The sequence below is a fragment of the Cupriavidus sp. 10L45 genome (assembly GCF_056395225.1).
Genome location: NZ_JBFTJC010000019.1, coordinates 22,920 through 40,213, shown reverse-complemented (window position 1 = coordinate 40,213; position 17,294 = coordinate 22,920). Strand labels below are relative to the sequence as shown.

Annotated in this window: 16 protein-coding genes; 11 read left to right on the top strand and 5 right to left on the bottom strand. The window is 67.7% G+C overall.

Annotated features, from left to right (window positions below; all coding sequences use genetic code 11):
* Window positions 1-84 precede the first annotated feature (84 nt).
* Complete coding sequence (gene phnF / locus AC1DFU_RS26250; protein WP_092301989.1) at window positions 85-819, bottom strand: phosphonate metabolism transcriptional regulator PhnF; 735 nt, start codon at window positions 817-819, stop codon at window positions 85-87.
* A 192-nt stretch (window positions 820-1,011) separates the two neighbouring features.
* Between phnF and phnG the strand changes: the two genes are divergently transcribed.
* From phnG to AC1DFU_RS26205, 9 genes are all read left to right on the top strand, one after another.
* Window positions 1,012-1,488 (top strand): phosphonate C-P lyase system protein PhnG, encoded by a 477-nt coding sequence (gene phnG / locus AC1DFU_RS26245; RefSeq protein ID WP_092301986.1) that lies wholly within the window; start codon window positions 1,012-1,014, stop codon window positions 1,486-1,488.
* Window position 1,489: 1 nt separating this feature from the next.
* Complete coding sequence (phnH, locus tag AC1DFU_RS26240) at window positions 1,490-2,125, top strand: phosphonate C-P lyase system protein PhnH (protein ID WP_092301983.1); 636 nt, start codon at window positions 1,490-1,492, stop codon at window positions 2,123-2,125.
* Window position 2,126: 1 nt separating this feature from the next.
* On the top strand, window positions 2,127-3,272 hold the full coding sequence (locus AC1DFU_RS26235; RefSeq protein WP_441593614.1) for a carbon-phosphorus lyase complex subunit: 1,146 nt from the start codon (window positions 2,127-2,129) through the stop codon (window positions 3,270-3,272).
* Entirely contained in the window at window positions 3,269-4,165 is an 897-nt protein-coding gene (locus AC1DFU_RS26230) for an alpha-D-ribose 1-methylphosphonate 5-phosphate C-P-lyase PhnJ (RefSeq protein ID WP_143093951.1), read from the top strand. Before AC1DFU_RS26235 ends, AC1DFU_RS26230 begins: the two co-directional genes overlap by 4 nt.
* Window positions 4,162-4,938 (top strand): phosphonate C-P lyase system protein PhnK, encoded by a 777-nt coding sequence (gene phnK / locus AC1DFU_RS26225; protein WP_092301977.1) that lies wholly within the window; start codon window positions 4,162-4,164, stop codon window positions 4,936-4,938. Before AC1DFU_RS26230 ends, phnK begins: the two co-directional genes overlap by 4 nt.
* A 5-nt stretch (window positions 4,939-4,943) precedes the next feature.
* Window positions 4,944-5,681, top strand: coding sequence for a phosphonate C-P lyase system protein PhnL (gene phnL, locus AC1DFU_RS26220; protein WP_441593613.1), 738 nt, complete (start codon window positions 4,944-4,946; stop codon window positions 5,679-5,681).
* Between the two features lie 15 nt (window positions 5,682-5,696).
* Complete coding sequence (locus AC1DFU_RS26215) at window positions 5,697-6,905, top strand: alpha-D-ribose 1-methylphosphonate 5-triphosphate diphosphatase (protein ID WP_092301971.1); 1,209 nt, start codon at window positions 5,697-5,699, stop codon at window positions 6,903-6,905.
* A complete protein-coding gene (locus tag AC1DFU_RS26210; protein WP_092301968.1) occupies window positions 6,905-7,477 on the top strand; it encodes an MOSC domain-containing protein in 573 nt (190 codons plus the stop codon). Before AC1DFU_RS26215 ends, AC1DFU_RS26210 begins: the two co-directional genes overlap by 1 nt.
* 174 nt (window positions 7,478-7,651) lie before the next feature.
* Window positions 7,652-8,164: a hypothetical protein gene (locus AC1DFU_RS26205; protein ID WP_092301965.1), complete on the top strand. Its 513-nt coding sequence runs from the start codon at window positions 7,652-7,654 to the stop codon at window positions 8,162-8,164.
* A 37-nt stretch (window positions 8,165-8,201) separates the two neighbouring features.
* On the opposite strand, the gene msbA is transcribed toward AC1DFU_RS26205, so the two are convergent.
* A complete protein-coding gene (gene msbA, locus AC1DFU_RS26200) occupies window positions 8,202-9,968 on the bottom strand; it encodes a lipid A export permease/ATP-binding protein MsbA (protein ID WP_092301962.1) in 1,767 nt (588 codons plus the stop codon).
* Window positions 9,969-10,064: 96 nt separating this feature from the next.
* Between msbA and AC1DFU_RS26195 the strand changes: the two genes are divergently transcribed.
* Complete coding sequence (locus tag AC1DFU_RS26195; RefSeq protein ID WP_441593612.1) at window positions 10,065-10,850, top strand: glycosyltransferase family 2 protein; 786 nt, start codon at window positions 10,065-10,067, stop codon at window positions 10,848-10,850.
* On the opposite strand, the gene AC1DFU_RS26190 is transcribed toward AC1DFU_RS26195, so the two are convergent.
* Both AC1DFU_RS26190 and dnaE read right to left on the bottom strand, forming a co-directional pair.
* The gene (locus AC1DFU_RS26190) at window positions 10,780-12,030 is read right to left on the bottom strand and encodes a glycosyltransferase (protein WP_255371012.1); all 1,251 of its coding nucleotides are present in this window, start codon (window positions 12,028-12,030) and stop codon (window positions 10,780-10,782) included. The two genes, AC1DFU_RS26195 and AC1DFU_RS26190, sit on opposite strands and share 71 nt — an antisense overlap.
* Window positions 12,023-15,532 carry a DNA polymerase III subunit alpha gene (gene dnaE / locus AC1DFU_RS26185; RefSeq protein WP_441593611.1) on the bottom strand — a complete coding sequence of 1,170 codons (3,510 nt, stop codon included), beginning with the start codon at window positions 15,530-15,532 and terminating at the stop codon, window positions 12,023-12,025. Before dnaE ends, AC1DFU_RS26190 begins: the two co-directional genes overlap by 8 nt.
* Window positions 15,533-15,727: 195 nt before the next feature.
* Between dnaE and AC1DFU_RS26180 the strand changes: the two genes are divergently transcribed.
* Window positions 15,728-16,576: a sulfurtransferase gene (locus AC1DFU_RS26180; RefSeq protein WP_441593610.1), complete on the top strand. Its 849-nt coding sequence runs from the start codon at window positions 15,728-15,730 to the stop codon at window positions 16,574-16,576.
* A gap of 33 nt (window positions 16,577-16,609) precedes the next feature.
* Here AC1DFU_RS26180 and AC1DFU_RS26175 read toward each other — a convergent pair whose 3' ends face one another.
* Entirely contained in the window at window positions 16,610-17,290 is a 681-nt protein-coding gene (locus AC1DFU_RS26175; protein ID WP_092301950.1) for a CoA pyrophosphatase, read from the bottom strand.
* Window positions 17,291-17,294 lie beyond the last annotated feature (4 nt).

Sequence of the window (17,294 nt, the reverse complement as noted above, 5' to 3'; positions counted from 1 at the left end):
ACCCCTGGTTGATGACACTCGCATGTCTACACCGGATGTCTAGACCAATGCGATGCAAGCGCCGCACTCGCGGCGCACCCGGATTCAGTCGCTGTCGGAGACGGTGAGCTGCACCCAGTCTCCGGCAAAGCGGGTCATGCTGTATTGCAGCGGTGCGCCGTCGATGTCCACGTTGAGCGCTTCCACCTGGAGCACCGGCCGCGTCTTGGGCTGGTTCAGCAGCCGCGCCACGGGGGCGCTCGGCATGGCGGCGGTGATGCGCGACCACTTGCGCGTGTAGTCGGCAATGCCGAAGTGCGCCAGCGCGCGCGAGATCGACAGCTTGGCGCGCACCTGCTCCTCCATGCCCGGGAAGCGCTTGGGGTCGAAGTAGTGCTCGGCCACGTCGATGGTCCGCTCCTCGGCCTTGCCCACCATCTGCACGTGCAGCACGTCGGCATTGCGCGCCAGACCGAGGTGCTTGGCCACCTCCGGCGCGCGGATCACCTGGCTGCCCAGGATCTCCATATGCCCGCGCATGCCCTGCGCGGCCAGGTTCTGCGAGAACCGCGTGCGGCGCCCAATGGCGTAGTCGATGGCGTGCTCCTGCACGAAGGTGCCGCGCCCCTGCTCGATGCGCACCAGACCGCTCAGCTCCAGCTCGCCCATGGCGCGCCGGATGGTGTGGCGGTTCACGGCAAAGCGCGTGGCCAGCTCCGGTTCGGGCGGCAGTTGCTCGCCAGGGCCATAGAGCTTGTTGCGGATGTCGTCCGCCAGCGCCTCGCCAATCTGGCGCCACACGGCCACGCCGGAGCCACGTTCGACTTCCCGTTCAGACATCGCTTCCCTCTTTCATCATGCTTTCATCGTCATTCAATACCGTGCGATTGTGCCTCACACGGAGCGCCCGCGTGGCGTGCCCGATCAATCCGCTCCGGGTCGGCCAGCGCGTCATGAAAGCTTCATGTGGCTGTGGTCTAGTATCGCCGTGTTGTGGTATTTTACATCTAAACGTATAGACGTATAGGGGTGATGATGCAAAGCGAAACCAATGCGGCACGCGCCGCATGGCTGCGAACCCTGGCTCTGGCGCGGTCTGACGCGCTGGAAGCGGCCTACGCGCGGCTCGGCGAGGCGGCGGCACTGCCGGCCTACCGCCTGCTGCGCAAGCCGGAGTCGGGCATGGCCATGGTGCGAGGCCGCGCTGGCGGCACGGGCGCCCAGTTCAATCTGGGCGAGATGACCGTCACGCGCTGCGCCGTGGTGATCGAGGATGGCGAAACCGGTGGGACCGCCGGCGTCGCCTATGTACAGGGCCGTGGCACCCGCCACGCCGAGCAGGCCGCCGTGCTGGACGCCCTGCTCCAGTTGCCGGCCTGGCACCAGCGCGTGACGGACCTCGTCCTGGCCCCGCTGGCGCAGGCCTTTGCCGACCGCGCAGCGCAGCAGGCCGCCACCGCCGCGCAGACGCGCGTCGAATTCTTCACGATGGCACGCGGAGAGGACTGACATGCCCACCACGCAATCGAATCTGCCGAACTTCGGCACCCCGGCCGCCTCGCTGCTGCCCGGTTTCGACAATCCGGTCGATGACGCCCAGCAGGTGTTCCGCGCCACGCTGGAAGCCTTCGCCCATCCGGGCCGGCTCGCGTCGCTGCCGGCCACCAGCGGCGTGCCCGAGGGCCTCTCGCCCGCGCTGGCCGCGCTGCTGCTGACGCTGGCCGACCCCGACACGCCGGTCTGGCTGCCCGCTGACGTCTCCGCCCCGGCGCGCGCCTTCCTGCGCTTCCACTGCGGCTGCCCGCTGGTCGATCAACTGGACGCCGCCACCTTCGTCTGCGTGCCGGCCGGCCATGCGATGCCCGCCCTCGCCGACTGCGCCCAGGGCCAGCCGGCCTACCCGGACCGCTCGGCCACGCTGATCGTCGAAGTGGCCTCGCTGACCGAAGGCGACACGCTCACGCTGCGCGGCCCCGGCATCGAGACCACGCAGGCGCTGACCGTCACCGGCCTGCCCGCCGACTTCCAGGCCAGCTGGGCCGCGAACAACGCCGGCTTCCCGCTCGGCGTCGACCTGCTGCTGGCCAGCGGCGACCAATTCTGCGCACTGACGCGCACCACGCACCTGACGCACGGGGAGAACTGACATGTACGTAGCCGTGAAGGGAGGCGAACGCGCCATCCTGAACTCGTACCAGATGCTCGACAGCTATCGCCGTGGCGATACGTCGGTGCCCGAACTCACACTCACCCAGATCCGCGAGCAGATGCCGCTGGCCGTGGCCCGCGTGATGGCTGAAGGCTCGCTCTACGACCCGCACCTCGCCGCCCTCGCCCTCAAGCAGGCCGCCGGCGACCAGATCGAGGCGATCTTCCTGCTGCGCGCCTATCGCACCACGCTGGCGCGCTTCGGCTACACCCAGCCGCTCGATACCGGCACCATGCGCCTGCAACGCCGCATTTCGTCGACGTTCAAGGACGTGCCGGGCGGCCAGGTACTCGGCCCGACCTACGACTACACCCAGCGCCTGCTCGACTTCTCGCTCGAAGCCGGCCGCGACCCGGAACCGCTGCCGCCGTCCGCCCAGCCGCTGGCCGCCGGCATGCCGCGCGTGACGGGCCTGCTGGAAGCCGATGAACTGGTCGAAGCCGACGCCATCCCGCCCGGCGACCCCGCCCCGCCGGACCTGACGCGCGAGCCGCTGACCTTCCCGGCCGACCGCGCCGCCCGCCTGCAGAACCTGGCGCGCGGTGACGAGGGCTTCCTGCTGTCGATGGGTTACTCGACCCAGCGCGGCTACGGCAACTCGCACCCGTTCGCGGCCGAGATCCGCTACGGCACGGCCGAGGTGGAACTGTTCGTCGAGGAACTGGGCTTCGCCGTGACGATCGGCGAGGTCGAGCTGACCGAGTGCCAGATGGTCAGCCAGTTCAGCGGCAACGCCGACGAGGCGCCCCGCTTCACGCGCGGCTACGGGCTGGTGTTCGGCTACAACGAGCGCAAGGCCATGTCGATGGCGCTGGCGGACCGCGCGATGCGCGCGGCGGAGCTGGGCGAAGCTGCCGACGCCCCTGCCAACGACATCGAATTCATGCTCTATCACAGCGACAACGTGGAGGCCTCGGGCTTCGTCCAGCATTTGAAGCTGCCCCACTACGTCGACTTCCAGGCCAACCTGGAACTGCTGCGCCGCCTGCGTGCCGAGCAGGAAGCCGCTGCGCCTAACGCCGCCGCCCCGGCCGCGCCGCATGCCGCCGCGCAAGCCGCTACCCAAGAGGAAACGCTGGCATGACACAGACCATCGCCCATCCGGCCACCGTCGCCCGCGACGATCATTACAACTTCGGCTACCTCGACGAATCCACCAAGCGCATGCTGCGCCGCGCGCTGCTCAAGGCCGTGGCGATTCCGGGCTACCAGGTGCCGTTCGGCAGCCGCGAAATGCCGCTGCCCTATGGCTGGGGCACCGGCGGCATCCAGGTGACGGCCGCCATCATCGGCAAGCAGGACGTGCTGAAGGTGATCGACCAGGGTTCCGACGACACGACGAACGCCATCAACATCCGCCGCTTCTTCGGCCGCGTGACCGGCGTGCAGACGACGGAGCGCACCGCCGAGGCGTCGATCATCCAGACCCGTCACCGCATTCCGGAAACGGCACTGCGCGCAGGCCAGACCATGGTCTACCAGGTGCCCATTCCCGAGCCGCTGCGCTGGCTGGAGCCGAGCGAGACCGAGACGCGCACCATGCACGCGCTGTCCGAGTACGGCGCCATGCACGTGAAGCTTTACGAGGATATTGCCCACCACGGGCATATCGCCACGACCTACGACTATCCCGTGATCGTCAACCAGCGGTACATGATGCGTCCGTCGCCCATTCCGAAGTTCGACAACCCCAAGCTCGACCGCAGCCCCGCGCTGATGCTGTTCGGCGCTGGCCGCGAGAAGCGCGTCTACGCCGTGCCACCGTACACCTCGGTCCGGAGCCTCGATTTCAAGGATCACCCGTTCACGGTGGAGAAGTGGTCGAGCTGCTGCGCCCAATGCGGCGCCACGGACAGCTACCTCGACGAAATCATTACCGACGACGCCGGCACCCGCATGTTCGTCTGCTCCGACACCGAGTACTGCGCCGACCGCCAGGCCGCGCAGGCCGTGGAAGCCGCGGGAGTGTGCCAATGACCGCCACGCCGCTTCTTTCCGTCCGCCACCTCACGCGCACCTGGGACGGCCTGCACGGCTGCCACGACGTCAGCTTCGACCTCTATCCGGGCGAAGTGCTCTGCGTGGTCGGCGAATCCGGCTCGGGCAAGAGCACGCTGCTGCAGGCCCTGTCGATGCAGGCGCCGCCGCAGCGCGGCAGCGTCAGCTATGACATGCGCGAATCGGGCCTGACCGACCTCGCCACGCTCTCCAGCGCCCGTATGCGGCTGCTGGCGCGCACCGACTGGGGCTTCGTGCGCCAGCACGCCCGCGACGGCCTGCGCATGCAGGTCAGCGCCGGTGCCAACATCGCCGAGCGCCTGATGGCCGTGGGCGAGCGCCACTACGGCAATCTGCGCGAAGTGGCCGGCGCCTGGCTCGAGAAGATGGAAATCGATCTGGCCCGGCTGGACGACGTGCCCGGCACGTTCTCGGGCGGCATGCAGCAGCGCCTGCAGATCGCGCGGAACCTCGTCACCCATCCGCGCCTGGTCTTCATGGACGAGCCGACCGCCTCGCTCGACGTCTCCGTACAGGCCCGCCTGCTCGACCTGCTGCGCCGCCTGGTGACCGATCTCGGCCTCGCCGCCGTGCTGGTCACCCACGACCTGGCCGTCGCCCGCCTGCTGGCCCACCGCACGCTGGTCATGCAGGGCGGCCGCGTGGTCGAACAGGGCCTGACCGACCAGATCCTCGACGACCCCCAGCACCCCTACACCCAGCTGCTGGTCTCCTCCATCCTGCAAGGCTGACGACGATGTCCACCGACAACCTCCACACCCCTGCCGAGCGACTGATCGAGGTACGCGGCCTTGGGAAGATGTTCACGCTGCACAACCAGGGCGGCATCCGCCTGCCCGTGCTGCGCGCGATCGACTTCGACGCCGCGCGCGGCGAATGCCTCGTGCTGTCCGGCCGCTCCGGTACCGGCAAGAGCACGCTGCTGCGCTGCCTCTACGGCAACTATCTGGCCACCGAAGGCACCATCCGCCTGCGTGATACCAGCGCCGAAGGCGCGCCGTGGGTCGAGCTGACGCAGGCCCCGGAGCAACGCATCCTGCACCTGCGCCGCCATGTGATTGGCTACGTCAGCCAGTTCCTGCGCGCCATTCCGCGCGTCTCGGCGCTCGACGTAGTGGCGGAGCCGCTCGAACAGCGTGGCACCTCGCACGAGGCAGCCCGCGCCCGCGCCGCCGTGCTCCTCGAACGGCTGAACCTGCCGCGCCGCCTCTGGGACCTGCCGCCGGCCACCTTCTCGGGCGGCGAGCAGCAGCGCGTGAACATCGCACGCGGGCTGATCGGCGGCCATCCGATCCTGCTGCTGGACGAGCCCACCGCTTCGCTCGACGCCGACAACCGCGCCGTGGTGATCGACCTGATCCGCGAAGCCCAGGCCGAAGGCCGCGCGCTGATCGGCATCTTCCACGACGAAGCCGTGCGCGACGCCGTGGCCACGCGCCTGCTGCCGCTGCAACCCGCTACCGCCATCGCCTGACGGACGACCGCCCCCATGACCACCACCTACCTGACCCACGCCACGCTGGTCCTGCCGGACCGCGTGCTGCAAGACAGCGCCCTGCTGATCGAGGATGGCCGCATCGCCGCCATCGAACCCGCGCCGGCTGCCGTGCCGGCCCACGCCACCGTGATCGACCTGCGCGGCCACGCGGTCATGCCGGGCCTGATCGATGTGCACTGCGACGCCATCGAGAAGGAAGCCGAGCCGCGCGCCAATGTGCTGTTCCCGCTGGACTTCGCCGTTGCGCAGGTGGACCGCCGCAACGCCGCCGCCGGCATCACCACGCCGTACCACGCGCTCTCGTTCGCCAGCAACCAGTTCGGCGTGCGCAACAACGAGACGGCCGCCACGCTGGTGCGCACCGTGGCCGCGTACCGTGCGAGTAGCCTGGTCGACAACCGCATCCACTGCCGCTACGAGGTGACCGACGCCGCCGCCGTGCCCGTGCTCGAAATGCTGATGGCCGAAGGCGTGGTGGACCTGCTCTCCGTGATGGATCACTCCCCGGGCCAGGGCCAGTTCAAGACGCTGGACGCCTATCTCTCGTACATGATGGGCAACCACGGCATGAGCCGCGAGGAAGCCGCCGACGCCGCCGCCAAGAAGACGGCCGAACTGGACGGCGCGCACGAGCGCGTGAACCGGCTGGTGGCCCGGGCGCACGAGCTGGGCATTCCCACGGCCAGCCACGACGACGACAGCCCCCAGCGCATTGCCGCGATGCAGGCACTCGGCGTGCGGATGAGCGAGTTCCCGATCAACCTGGAAACCGCCCGCGCGGCGAACACGCATGCGCTGCCGACCATCCTCGGCGCCCCCAACGTGCTGCGCGGCAAGAGCCAGAGCGGGTCGATGCGCGCCATCGACGCCATCCAAGCCGGGGTGGGCAACATCCTCTGCTCGGACTACCAGCCGTCCACGCTGATCGCCTCGGCCTACGCCGCGGCGCGGCAGGCCGATCTGCCGCTCAACGAGGCGCTGGCGCTGGTCACCGCCAACCCCGCCGACGCCTGCCTGCTCGACGACCGGGGCCGCCTGGTGCCGGGCCTGCGCGCGGACCTGATCGCCGTGGCTACCGTGGCCGGGCAGCCGATGGTCACGCACACGTGGTCGGCGGGCCGGCTGGTGTTCTCGGCCGGCTACCCGGCTGGCGCGGTGCAGCATGCCGTGCCGCGCGAAGCCATGCGCGAGGTCGCCTGATGGGGACCGGACTTCCCGCCGGGTTAGCCGCCGGACTGGCGCAGGTGGTGGGGGTCAGCCGCAGCCCCGTGCACGGCTTCAGCAAGCCGCGCGAGACGTCCATCCGGCTGCTGCCCGGCATCGGCGTGGAAGGCGACGCCCATGCCGGCACCACGGTCAAGCATCGCTCGCGCGTGGCCGTGGACCCGACCCAGCCGAACCTGCGTCAGGTCCACCTGATCCACGCCGAGCTACACGCGGCGCTGGCGGCGGCCGGGTTCGACATCGGTTATGGGGAACTTGGCGAGAACATCACCACGGCCGGCATCGACCTGCTCGGGCTGCCGGTCGGCACTCGCCTGCGGATTGGCGATGCGCAGATCGAGATCACCGGGCTGCGCAACCCGTGTGCGCAGATCGAGCACTTCCGTGAAGGGCTGCTGAGTCAGGTGGTGTATAAGGACGCGCACGGCGAGATCGTGCGCAAGGCTGGCGTGATGGGCGTGGTGGTGGCGGGCGGCGTGGTGCGGCCCGGTCAGGGTATCGAGACCACCCTGCCGCCGCTGCCGCACAGGCGGCTGGAGCGAGTCTGACAAGTACGAGACCCGGCACGTGCCGGGCATTCTCTCACTATAGATTGCCGGAGCCGGCGCGCTCCTCAGGACTTGTCCCGATCCCCTCCCGCTCGCGTTCCGGCGGCCGTCCTCTATATATATAAGGGAGGCGGGCCGCCATGCATGACGGCCGGATCGCACCGAGGAGCCAGCATGCCGTTCAAACCCACACTGCCAGCCATGCTGGCTGTTTTTTTGTGCGCGGCGTGCACGCCGCCGATGCTGGCCGACCGCTCGGCGCCCATGCAGGGCCCCACCGCCCCCAAGCCCTACCCACCGCCGCCTGAAAGCCGCGCCACGCCCATCGCGGCGCGCGTGATCAACCTGTCTGGCAGTTGCAAGCGCACCGAGGAGGATGGCTTCCGCGAAGACGCGTTGGTCAAGGTCACGGGCAATGCCGTGCAGACGCTGAAATGGAAGCTCTGGGTGTCCCGGAAGGGTTCGTGCACGTTCGATCTGGAGGATTTCAAGCAGGTACAGCAGACGCCACACATAGAACTGCATGCAATTGACGGCAGCGGCTGCAAGCTGATGGTGTGGCAGGACCCGCGCCGGGTGACGCTGGCCCATGCCCGCTGCGAGAAGCACTGCACGCCGGGTATCTACGAGCAGGCGTGGCCGGTGCTGTTCGACCCGAAAAGCGGCGCTTGCGCGGAGATCCGGTAAATCTGACCGGCGCCGCCCCTCGGGTGATCGGAGGAAGTTACTGCTGGGTGGCGAACTGGATGCGGTGCAGGCCCGCGTAGAGCCCGTTGGCGGCGAGCAGTTCGGCATGGCTGCCATGCTCGGCCACGCGGCCCTGCTCCAGCACGACGATGCGGTCGGCGTTCTCGATCGTGGACAGCCGGTGGGCGATCACGAGCGTGGTCCGCCCCACCATCAGCGACTCCAGCGCCGCCTGCACCTGCCGCTCCGATTCCGAATCGAGCGCGGAAGTCGCCTCGTCCAGGATCAGGATCGGCGCGTCCTTGTAGATCGCGCGCGCAATGGCCAGCCGCTGGCGCTGGCCGCCGGACAGCTTCATGCCGTTGTCGCCAATATTGGTTTCCAGCCCCTCCGGCAGCCCCTTGACCGTATCGGTCAGGTAGGCCGCTGCAAGTGCACGCTCCACGCGTGCCATATCGATCGCTTCTCGCGGATGCACGCCGTAGGCCACATTGGCCGCCACGGTGTCGTTGAACAGCACGACATCCTGGCTCACGAACGCAATCTGGCGGCGCAGGTCGGTCAGCGCGAACTGGGCGATGGGCTGGCCATCGAGCAGGATCCGGCCGTCGGTCGGATCGAAGAAGCGGGGTACGAGGTTGACCAGCGTGGTCTTGCCGCTGCCGGACGGACCGACCAGCGCCACCACCTCGCCCGGGGCCACCCGGAAATTGACATGCTGGAGCGCCGGCCGGCCGGCGTCGCCATAGCGGAAACCGACGTCCTCGAACACCAGATCGCCCTTGGCACGTTCCAGCCGCAGGCCTTCGGTCTGCGGCTCGATCGGCTCGTCGATGAGCCGGAAGATCATCTCGGCGGCGGTCAGGCCGCGTTGCAGCGGCTGGTTCAGGTCGGTCAGGTGCTTGAGCGGCGAAATCAGCAGCAGCATCGCCATGACGAAGCCGGTGAAGCCGCCGACCGTAGTCTGGTTGCCCTGGGCCTGGATCATCGCGATGGTCAGGATCACGGACAGCGCCAGCGACGCCAGGAACGCCGTCACCGGCTGGTTCAGCCCGCCCGCCACGGCCATGCGCATCGAATAGCCGCGCAGGCGCTCGGCCATGGCCTCGAAGCGCGACTGCTCGTAGGTCTCCCCGCCATGCAGCTTGACCACCTTGTAGCCGCCGGCGGCTTCCTCGACCACGTACGCGGCCTCGTTGGTCAGCGTCTGGTGGTCACGGTTCAGCCGGCGCAGGCGCCGGTTCACCTTCGACATGACGAAGCCGATCACGGGCAGCAGCACCGCCACCACCAGCGTGAGCCGCCAGTTGGTATAGAACAGGTAGATCAGCAGCGCCAGCACGGTCAGCGAGTCACGCACCAGCGTGATCAACACCCCGGTCAGGATCTGCATCACCTGGTTGACCTCGAAGATCACGGCATTGATCAGCGACGCGGCGGTGTTGCGGTGGAAGAACAACGCGGGCGCCTGCAGCATCCGGCCGAACATCTGCATGCGCATCTTGAACAGCACGCGGTTCGAGATCTGGGCCAGCAGGTAGCCGGACGCGAACTGCGCCACGCCACGGACCAGCGCCACGCCGGTCAGCAGCGCGGGCACATGCCAGAGCTTGCCGGCGTAGTCGCCGCCAAACCCCTTGTCGAGCAGGTCGTTGACAACCTTGGGGATAATCCCCTCGCTGGCGGCCACCAGCGCCATGGCGAGGATGGCCAGCGCGAACACGCGCATCTCGGGCTTCAGGTAAGCCCAGACCCGCTTGAGGGTGTCGGCTTCCTGGGGCGTTTGTTTATTGTTTTCGTTCACGATGACTCCGCCCCGCTCGCACGGGGGGTTGTGCCTGCCAAGACTGCGACTACCGCTAGAATGGCGTTCCAAAAGGGGAACCTTGCAAGCATCTCTATGAAAATCTCTGTCGTACTGATTACGAAAAACGAGGCACACAATATCCGGGAGTGCCTCGAAAGCGTCTCCTGGTGCGACCGCGCGATTATAGTGGATTCGGGCAGCACGGACGGCACCGTGGAGGCCGCCCGCGCCATGGGTGCAGAGGTCTACGAGACCGCCACGTGGCCCGGTTTCGGCCCCCAGAAAAACCTTGCCCTCTCCAAGGCCCAGAGTGAGTGGGTCCTGTCCATCGACGCCGACGAGCGTGTCACGCCCGCGCTGCGCGACGAGATCCTGGCCGCCATCAGCTCCGGCCGGGCCGATGCCTACGACATGCCCCGGCTCTCGCGGTTCTGCGGCCGGTTTATCCGCCACGGCGGCTGGTATCCGGACCGCCTCACCCGCCTGTTCCGGCTGGGCAAGGCCCGCTTCACCGATGACCTCGTCCACGAGAACGTGGTCACCGATGCCCCGGTGGCGCACCTGCGCTCACCGCTGCTGCACTACACCTACGACGACTTCTCGCAGGTGCTGCGCAAGATCGATCAATATTCAACGCTCGGCGCCAAACAGGCCTTCGCACGCGGCAAGACCGCCTCGCCGGCCAGCGCCCTGCTGCATGGCAGCTGGGCCTTCCTGCGGACCTACCTGTTCCGGCGCGGCTTCCTCGACGGCCCGCAGGGGCTCGGCGTGGCGCTGATGAACGGGCAGGCCAGTTACTACAAGTACGTCAAGCTGTGGCTGCTGCACCGGCAGGCAACGGAGACACCCCCGCCATCAACCGATTTGCCACCACGCTGAACTCCCGCGCGGTGGGCCCGAAGCCCATCTGCTCGATATGGACCGCCGCGTGTGCCAGCAGCGCGGCACGCAGCGAGGCATCTCGCAGGCCGCGCCCGATTGCATCCGCCAGCGCCGGCGCATCGCCGACGGGCACCAGCAGTCCCGCCCGGCCCTCGTCAAGAATCTCGCGCGGCCCGGTCGGGCAGTCGGTACTGACCACGACCTGACCCACCGCCAGCGCCTCCAGCAGGACGTTCGGCAGCCCTTCCATCTTCGAACTGAACGCCATCAGGCGCGCGCGCCGGATCCAGGCGTACGGATTCGACTGGAAACCCTGGAACGTGACGCGGTCGGCAATGCCGAGCGACCCGGCCAGCGCCTCAAGCTGCGGGCGGGAGGCGCCATCGCCGACGATGACCAGCCGGTCCTCGATGCCATCCGCCACCAGCCGCGCGTAGGCGTGCAGCAGCGTGGTGAAGTCCTTCTGGCTTTCCTCAAGCCGCCCCACCGACACCACGAAGGGCCCGGCCGGCGCATCGACCGGCGCCTGGGCCTTCTCGCGGATACTGTCCAGATCGATCGGGTTGTAGAGCCGCACGAAGCGGTCCGCAGCCTCGGGAATCAGCGCCTGCGCATCGCGCAGCATGCTGTCGTTGAGCACGACCACGGCGTCGTAGTGCTCGCGGCACTGGCGCCGCAGCTTGCGGAGCTTGCGGCCATGCCCGCGTGCAAGGTGGGCCACGCTGAAATGCTGGTAGCCCATCATCGGCACGGGCAGCTTGCCCGTCAGCCGTGACACGGACATGTCGTAGTCCACCACCAGGTCATAGCCCTGCAGAATCTTGCGGAAGCGCCGATTCATCAGCGGCTTGCGCACCGGTGGCAGTAGCAGTTCCTCGTAGATCTTGCCGAGCGGCCCGAGCTTGCGCTTCTTCTTGAGCTGCCGGCAGTGCGACAGCCAGGCCTCGGGCGCCAGAACGTGGACCTTCACGTCCTTCGGCAATCTCTCAAGAAAATGCGAGGCCAGCTCGTCCGACGGATAGGTGATCGTCAGCCCGATCTCGAACTGGCCGCGGTCCAGCGAGTTCAGCAGCGAGACCAGCGCGGTCTCGATACCCCCATGCAGCAGATGGGTGACGTGGAACAGGATGCGCCGCTTGCCGCCCTGCGTCATCGATCGCACCGCCGCCTCAGCCATAGATCATCCGGACGCTGTCGCCCAGCGCATTGCGGAAGGTGGTCAGGGCGTCGTCCGACGGGGTGACCTGCCATTGGTCGCCCAACGTGGCCTCGCACTGCGCGGTCTTGTTGACGTAGCGGATACGCACCGGCACGCCCGGCGTACGAGCCGTGTTGGCGAGGTACGGCGTCAGCAGTTCGCGCAGCCGCTCGGTGGAGGCGTTGCCGTTGAAGCCCAGGCAGACCGCGTCGGCATACTTGGCGCGCGCGGCCACGAGGTCCATCACCGACTCGGCCGTGAACCGCACGCCGCCGGTGAAGGTATCGTGACGGGCATTGCCCTGCGCGATCAGCAGTTCATCCTCGCGGAACATGTGCCGGTTCGCGTCGAACAGTTCGTTGAACACGGTCATCTCGATCTGGCCCGTGCCGTCGTCGAGCAGCACGATCAGCATCTTGCCGCGCTGGGTCATCTGCGTGCGGATGCCGGTGATGACACCCGCCACGATCTTGCCCCGCACGTCGCGGCCATAGCCGCCGCCGTTGCCCTGTACTTCCTTTTCGAGCCCGGCCAGCGTGCCCTTGACGAAGCGGCGTACCTCGTCGCGCCACGCATCGAACAGATGGCCGGAGAAATAGTAGCCGAGCGCCTGCTTTTCCTCCTGCAGCGTGCGCTTGGCCGTCCAGCGCGGCTCGTCGAGCAGCTCCGGGCGGTGGGCATCGCCGGCGTCGCCCATCAGGTCGAACAGCGACACCTGGTTGGCCGACTCCGCCTTCTGCTCGGCCGCCTCCATGGCGATGGACACCGAGGCCAGCAACTGGGCACGGTTGTCATTAAGGCTGTCGAACGCGCCGGCGCGGATCAGCGCCTCGATCGTGCGGCGATTGACCTGCCGGCGGTCCACGCGCTCACAGAAATCGAACAGGTCCGCGAACGGCTTTTCCTCGCGGGCGCGCAAGATGTCCTCGATGGCGCCCTGCCCCGAGCCCTTGATGCCGCCCAGACCATAGCGGATGGTCTTGGCATCGGTCGGGGCGAAGCGGTATTCGCTGGCGTTGACATCGGGCGGCAGCACGGCGATGCCGTTCAGTCGGCAATCCTCGTAGAGGATCTTGACCTTGTCCGTATCGTCCATGGCCAGCGACATATTGGCCGCCATGAATTCGGCCGGATGGTGCGCCTTGAGCCACGCCGTGTAGTACGCCAGCAGCGCGTAGGCGGCCGCGTGCGACTTGTTGAAGCCGTAGCCCGCGAACTTCTCCATCAGGTCGAAGATGTCGTCGGCCTGCTGTGACGACAGCCCGTTCTTGTCAGCACCCTCGCGGAACAGCTCGCGGTGCTTGGCCATCTCCTCGGCCTTCTTCTTGCCCATGGCGCGGCGCAGCAAGTCGGCGCCACCGAGCGAGTAGCCGCCGATGATCTGCGCCATCTGCATCACCTGCTCCTGGTAGACCATGATGCCGTAGGTCTCCTTGAGCACCGGTTCCACGCGCGGATCGGGGTACTCGACCTTCTCGCGGCCGTGCTTACGGGCGCAGAAGCTCGGGATCAGGTCCATCGGACCCGGGCGATACAGGGCCACGAGGGCGATGATGTCCTCGAAGCGGTCAGGCTTGGCGTCCTTCAGCATGCCCTGCATGCCCCGGCTTTCCAGCTGGAACACCGCCACCGTGTTGGCGGTCTTCAGGATGTCGAACGCGGGGCCATCGGCCAGCGGGATCTGGCTGCAGTTCCAGTCGGCCTTGCTCGGATCCAGCCGGCGGATGTAGCGCTCGGCCCAGTCGAGGATGGTCAGCGTGGTCAGGCCCAAGAAGTCGAACTTGACCAGGCCGGCGGCTTCCACGTCGTCCTTGTCGTACTGGCTCACCACGCCGCTCATGCCGTCGTTCTGGCCACCCTGGGTGTAGAGTGGGCAGAAATCGGTGAGCCGGCCCGGCGCGATCAGCACGCCGCCGGCGTGCATGCCCACGTTCCGGGTCATGCCTTCCACGCGCTGCGCCAGCTCCAGCAACTGGCGCACCTCTTCCTCGTTGTTCTCGCGCTCGGCCAGGACCGGCTCTTCCTTCTTGGCTTCCTCGATCGTGACGAGCTTGCCCGGCTTGAACGGAATCAGCTTGGCCACGCCGTCGACAAAGCCATAGCCGAGGTCCAGCACGCGGCCCACGTCGCGCACAGCCGCCTTGGCGGCCATGGTGCCGAACGTGGCGATCTGCGACACGGCGTCCTTGCCGTACTTCTCCTTCACGTACGTGATCACGCGGTCACGGCCGTGCTGGCAGAAGTCGATGTCGAAGTCGGGCATCGAGACCCGTTCGGGATTCAGGAAACGCTCGAACAGCAGCGCGTACTTGAGCGGGTCCAGGTCGGTAATGCCCAGCGCGTATGCCACCAGCGAGCCAGCGCCCGAGCCCCGGCCCGGCCCCACCGGCACGCCGTTGTTCTTGGCCCAGTTGATGAAGTCCGCCACGATCAGGAAGTAGCCCGGGAAGCCCATCTTGATGATGGTACCGGTCTCGAACTCCAGCCGCGCGTAGTACTCGGGCCGCTGCGCCTCGCGCGTGGCTTCGTCCGGGAACAGCACGGCCAGACGCTTCTCGAGGCCCTCGCGCGCCATGTGGATCAGGTAGTCGTCGAGCGACATGCCGTCCGGCGTGGGGAACAGCGGCAGGCGCGGCTTCCCCAGTTCCAGCGTCAGGTTGCAGCGCCGCGCGATCTCGACGGCATTCTGCAACGCGGAAGGAATGTCCGCGAACAACGCGCACATCTCGTCCTGCGTCTTGAAATACTGGTCGGTCGTGAACTTGCGCGTGCGGCGCGGATTGGCCAGCAGTTCGCCCTCGGCGATGCAGACGCGGGCCTCATGCGCGGTGAAGTCGTCCGGCGTCATGAACTGCACCGGGTGCGTGGCCACCACCGGCAGCTGCATTGCGGCGGCCAGTTGCACGGCCTGCTGGATGTAGGCATCGGTGCCGGGGTGCCCGGCCCGTTGCAGTTCGATATAGAACCGCTGCGGGAACACGCGCGCCCAGTGCTCGGCGGCCCGGCGGGCGCCGTCCTCGTTGCCATTGGCCAGCGCCTGGCCGATATCGCCGCCCATGGCGCCGGACAGCGCGATCATGCCGGTGGCCAGCGGCAGGCCTTCCTCGCCCGGTTCGTCGAACCAGCCCGGCTCGATCTCGGCGCGCCCCTTGTGCTGGTTGCCCAGCCACGCGCGCGACAGCAGCATGCACAGGTTCAGGTAGCCACGGCGGTCCTGCACCAGCAGCAGCATGCGCGCGGGCTTGTCGCGGTCATCGGCGTTGGTCAGCCAGACGTCTGCGCCCACTACCGGCTTCACGCCGTCTCCGCGCGCTTCCTTGTAGAAGCGGATCAGGCCGAAGGCGTTGGCGAGGTCGGTCAGGGCGAGCGCGCCCATGCCATCCTTGGCGGCGGCCTTGACGGCATCCTCCAGGCGGACGATGCCGTCCACGACGGAGTATTCGGAATGCAGGCGGAGGTGTACGAAGCGGGGTGCAGACATAGGGCGCCATTGTACCGGCTCCCCCCGCCTGAAAACTTGAGACTTTTCGGAAAATGAGGGGCTGGGACGACGCCTGGCCCGGTCCGGAGTGCCTGGAAACAGGGTGTCGGCCAGGCCCGCAAGCGGCTATAATTTCGCCTTTCCAATCAGGCAGTTATCGCGCGGCCCGCCGCGCGGTCCGGCAGCACCCATCCCATGCAGATCGTCAATATTTCCGCTTACAAATTCGTCACGCTGGACGACATCGAGACCCTGCGTCCGGAAATGCGCGCGCGCTGCGAGGCGGCCGACCTCAAGGGCACGATCCTGCTGGCGCCCGAGGGCATCAACATGTTCCTGGCCGGCCCGCGCGACGCCATCGACACCTTCATGGCCTGGCTCCACGCCGACGCCCGCTTTGCGGACATCGCGCCCAAGGAGAGCCTGTCGGACAACCAGCCGTTCAAGCGGATGCTGGTGCGCGCCAAGAAGGAAATCATCACGATGAAGATGCCGCTGATCCGCCCCGAAGCGGGCCGGGCGCCGTCCGTGCGGCCCGTGGATCTCAAGCGCTGGCTCGACCAGGGCCACGACGACGCCGGCCGCCCCGTGGTGATGCTCGATACACGCAATGCGTTCGAGGTGGCCGTGGGCACCTTCGAGAACGCGGTGGAATACGACATTGCGAAATTCAGCGATTTCCCGCCCGCCATCGCCGCCCACAAGGCCGAGCTGGAGGGCAAGACGGTGGTGTCATTCTGCACAGGCGGCATCCGCTGCGAGAAGGCCGCCATCCACATGCAGGAAGTGGGGATGGCGCACATCTACCAGCTCGAAGGCGGCATCCTGAAGTACTTTGAGGAAGTGGGCGGTAGCCACTACAAGGGCGACTGCTTCGTGTTCGACTACCGAACCGCCCTGAACCCCAATCTCGAGCCGGCCGGCCCGGTGCAGTGCTTTGCCTGCCGCGCGGTGGTTACGCCTGAGGAACAGCAGCAGCCCAGCTATGCGGTGGGCAAGCAATGCCCGCATTGCGCGACGCAGGCCGGTCAGGCAGCCGCCTGACGCCTGCGTCCCGCCTGGTAATACGCCGAGTTCTTACGCGGCGAGCAGGTGATAGAGGTTGCGCAGCATGCCCGCGGTGGCGCCCCAGATGAAGCGGTGGCCGCCTTCCTCGCGCGGGTACGGCATCGAATAAAACTGACGTTCGCCGTCCGCCCAGCGCAGCAGCCGCCGCTCGTGGCGTGAGGGGTCCATCAGGAAGGCGAGCGGCACCTCGAAGATGTCCGCCACTTCGCCGGCATCGGCCTCGAGCGCGAAGCCGGTGCGCACCAGCCCCACAATGGGGCTGACGTGGTAGCCGGTGCCCGTGATGTAATCAGGGAGCGAGCCGAGCACCTCGATATAGTCCCGATCCAGCCCGATTTCTTCCTTCGTCTCACGCAGCGCCGTGGCGATGCGGTCCGCATCGTAGGTCTCCTGCCGGCCGCCCGGAAAGCTGATCTGGCCCGCGTGGGCGTTGAGGTTGGCGTTGCGTTCGGTCAGCAGCACGGTCAGGCCGTCGGCGCGGTCCACCAACGGCACCAGCACGGCGGCTTCGCGCAGGCCGCGGCTCCGGTCGTAGACGCGCGACTCATCGGTCAGCTCGGGTTCCCAGGCTGGCGGCGATAGCAGGCGGTGGCGGATAAAGTCCGGGCGCATCCGGGGCGCCGAGAGCGGCGCGCGTTGGGCGTCGGTGCCGATGACCGGCAAGGTTTCTGGGTCGAATTTGGGGCGCATGACA

What these genes read in the sequence shown, in the direction of transcription:
- phnG (WP_092301986.1), top strand. Translation starts at nt 1,012, where the DNA reads ATGATGCAAAGCGAAACCAATGCGGCACGCGCCGCATGGCTGCGAACC.
- AC1DFU_RS26205 (WP_092301965.1), top strand. Translation starts at nt 7,652, where the DNA reads ATGCCGTTCAAACCCACACTGCCAGCCATGCTGGCTGTTTTTTTGTGC.
- AC1DFU_RS26190 (WP_255371012.1), bottom strand. Translation starts at nt 12,030, where the DNA reads ATGGCTGAGGCGGCGGTGCGATCGATGACGCAGGGCGGCAAGCGGCGC.
- AC1DFU_RS26210 (WP_092301968.1), top strand. Translation starts at nt 6,905, where the DNA reads ATGGGGACCGGACTTCCCGCCGGGTTAGCCGCCGGACTGGCGCAGGTG.
- phnF (WP_092301989.1), bottom strand. Translation starts at nt 819, where the DNA reads ATGTCTGAACGGGAAGTCGAACGTGGCTCCGGCGTGGCCGTGTGGCGC.
- AC1DFU_RS26175 (WP_092301950.1), bottom strand. Translation starts at nt 17,290, where the DNA reads ATGCGCCCCAAATTCGACCCAGAAACCTTGCCGGTCATCGGCACCGAC.
- phnL (WP_441593613.1), top strand. Translation starts at nt 4,944, where the DNA reads ATGTCCACCGACAACCTCCACACCCCTGCCGAGCGACTGATCGAGGTA.
- AC1DFU_RS26230 (WP_143093951.1), top strand. Translation starts at nt 3,269, where the DNA reads ATGACACAGACCATCGCCCATCCGGCCACCGTCGCCCGCGACGATCAT.
- AC1DFU_RS26215 (WP_092301971.1), top strand. Translation starts at nt 5,697, where the DNA reads ATGACCACCACCTACCTGACCCACGCCACGCTGGTCCTGCCGGACCGC.
- phnK (WP_092301977.1), top strand. Translation starts at nt 4,162, where the DNA reads ATGACCGCCACGCCGCTTCTTTCCGTCCGCCACCTCACGCGCACCTGG.
- AC1DFU_RS26235 (WP_441593614.1), top strand. Translation starts at nt 2,127, where the DNA reads ATGTACGTAGCCGTGAAGGGAGGCGAACGCGCCATCCTGAACTCGTAC.
- dnaE (WP_441593611.1), bottom strand. Translation starts at nt 15,532, where the DNA reads ATGTCTGCACCCCGCTTCGTACACCTCCGCCTGCATTCCGAATACTCC.
- AC1DFU_RS26195 (WP_441593612.1), top strand. Translation starts at nt 10,065, where the DNA reads ATGAAAATCTCTGTCGTACTGATTACGAAAAACGAGGCACACAATATC.
- phnH (WP_092301983.1), top strand. Translation starts at nt 1,490, where the DNA reads ATGCCCACCACGCAATCGAATCTGCCGAACTTCGGCACCCCGGCCGCC.
- AC1DFU_RS26180 (WP_441593610.1), top strand. Translation starts at nt 15,728, where the DNA reads ATGCAGATCGTCAATATTTCCGCTTACAAATTCGTCACGCTGGACGAC.